Genomic DNA, 2451 nt, shown 5'->3' with positions numbered 1-2451 from the left:
GAGGGCCGCGAGGAACGAGCGGGGTGAGGGCCCCGAGCGGGGTGCGGACCCGAGCGGAATCCCAACCATCTGGCCGTGATCTTGCCGGCTTCCCGCCTTCCCAGGACGGCCGTTGGCACCACTCCCCGCAACCCGGCCCGTGAACCCGACCTCCGAGGTACCGACGCGCGAGCACGAGGCGCTGTTCGGCCGCGCCCGTGACGGCGTGGCCGTGCTGGATGGCGCCTGGCGCATTCGGTACGCCAACGCATCCCTCCTGGAGATCCTGGACCTGCTGGGCGGGCGCGGCGCCGTATCCACCTTCTGGGACGCGCTCCCGGAGTGGGAGCACACGCCCGAGGCCGACGTGCTGCGCGAGGCCATGCGGACGCGGACCGCCGCCACCCTGCGCGTGGAGCGCGAGCGCGGCGGCGGCTACGTGTGGGAGCTCACGGCCGAGCCCGTGGACGGCGGCGACCTGCGCGTGCGCCTGCGCAACGCCACCGCGCGGGCCGAGATGGAGGCGCTGGAGCGGCGCGTGACGGAGGCGCACGCGTCCCTGGCGGACCGCGAGCGGCGCCTGGAGGAGCTGGTGGCCGACGCGCCCGTGGCGCTGGCCCTGCTGGACGCGCGAACGCTGGTGGTGCTGGAGACCAACGCCGCGTACGCCCGCCTGCTGGATGCCCCGTGGAACCGCCCGGGCGCCATTCTGGGCCGTCCCATCTCGGAGTTCCTTCCCCGGTTCGAGGAGTCCGGCGTGGGCGCCCTGCTGGAGCGCGTGCGCCACACGGGCGAGCCGTTCGAGACGGACGAGTTCGAGTTCGCGGGTTTTGACCGCGGCACGGCCTGGTTTCGCCTGTCCATCCGGCCGGTGGGCCAGGGGGAGGACGGCCGGCCGCGCATGCTGCTCATCCTGGCGGTGGAGGTCACGGGGCTGGTGCGTGCCCGGCGCGAGGTCGAGGCGGAGCGCCGCGCCCTGTTCGACGTGCTGGACACGCTCCCCGTGGGCGTGATCGTGGCCGAGGCGCCCAGCGGCCGCACGGTCTATCTCAACCCTACCGCCGTCACCCTGGGCGGCCGCAGCGCCGAGGCCCTGAGCGCCCCGCGCCTGGGCGAGTATTCCAGCCGGTGGCAGGCCCTGCGCCCCGACGGCACCCTGCTCCCCGAGGACGAGATCCCCCTCGCGCGGGCCCTGCGCGGCGAGACCGTGCGCGACGAGCAGGTGGTGCTGTGGATGCCGGACGGCCGCGAGCGCCACGTGCTCGTCTCCGGCGTGCCCCTGCGCGGCGCCGGCGGCCAGGTGGAGCGGGGGATGGTGGCCTTCTACGACGTCACCAGCCAGCTCTCGCTGGAGCGCGCCTTGGTGCAGCGGACGACGGAGGCCGAGCACGCCGCCGCCAACGCCGCCCTGCGCGCGGAAGAAAGCCGGGCCCTGCGCGAGATGAGTCGCGCGCTGGTCTCCTCGCTGGATCCCGACGACGTGCTGCGGCTCGCCGGGCAGAACGCCATGGAGCTGCTGGGCGCCCGCGGCAGCTTCGTCGTCACGCCGCTTCCGGGGACGGAGGAGATGCGCATCGCCCCCGCGCTGGGCGTGATGGAGCAGATCGACGGGATGCGCGCCCCGATGGCCGGCAGCGCCGTGGAGATGGTGCTGCGCGACGGCACCCAGCGCTTCAACGACGCGGGCGCGTTCCCCCCGTCCAGCCCCATGCTTCCTCTGGTGCACCGGCTGGGGATCGGCAGCGTGCTGCTGGTGCCCATGCGCGCGTACGGCGAGGCCGTCGGTGTGCTGGCCGTGGTGGACCGCCGCGGCGGATTCGGGGAGGAGGACGCGCGGCTGCTGGAGGCGTTCGCCGACTCCGCCGCGCTGGCCGTGCACAACGCGCGGCTGTACGCCGGCGAGCACCGCCGCGCCGAGGTGAACCGCGCCCTGCTGCGTGCGGCGGAGACGCTCACCGGCACGCTGGACCCGGCGCAGGTGATGGAGCGCATCGTGGCCCTGGCCAGCGAGATGGTGGGCGCGGACGGCGCGGGCCTCACCCTGCTGACGGGCGAGCACGGCGAGGAGCTGCGCCTGGCCGTGGCCAGCGGGCTGATGGAGCCCCTGCGGGGGATGGGCGGCCGCGCGGACGGCAGCCTCACGGACGAGGCGTTCCGGCGCGGCGGCCCCACCGTGTTCTCGGCGGACGACGAGGCCGCGCACCCGGCGGCCGCGTGGCTGCGGCGCGTGGGGGTGGAGCACTACGCCGTCATCCCCCTGCGCGCCGGCGACGAGCGGCTGGGAATGCTGGGGCTGGTGCGCGGCCCCGCGCGCCCGCCGTTCACCCCCGAGGAGCTGGAGATCCTGTCCCTGCTGGGCGACCAGGCGGCCCTGGCCGTGCGCAACGCCCGGCTGTACGAGGGCGCGCAGGCCGCCAGCCACGCCAAGAGCGGCTTTCTCGCCACCATGAGCCACGAGCTGCGCACGCCGCT

General features: G+C 75.4%; 1 protein-coding gene. It reads left to right on the top strand.

Features of this window, described 5'->3' with window-relative positions; genetic code table 11:
- Positions 1-139: 139 nt before the first annotated feature.
- Positions 140-2451 (top strand): GAF domain-containing protein (locus VFZ20_RS07075; protein ID WP_329683143.1); only part of this gene is annotated, 2312 nt, incomplete at its 3' end.

This window comes from Longimicrobium sp., from assembly GCF_036280135.1.
Classification (GTDB): Bacteria; Gemmatimonadota; Gemmatimonadetes; order Longimicrobiales; family Longimicrobiaceae; genus Longimicrobium.
The sequence above is the reverse complement of the archived record's forward strand: the minus strand, read 5'-3'. Positions and strand labels throughout refer to the sequence as shown.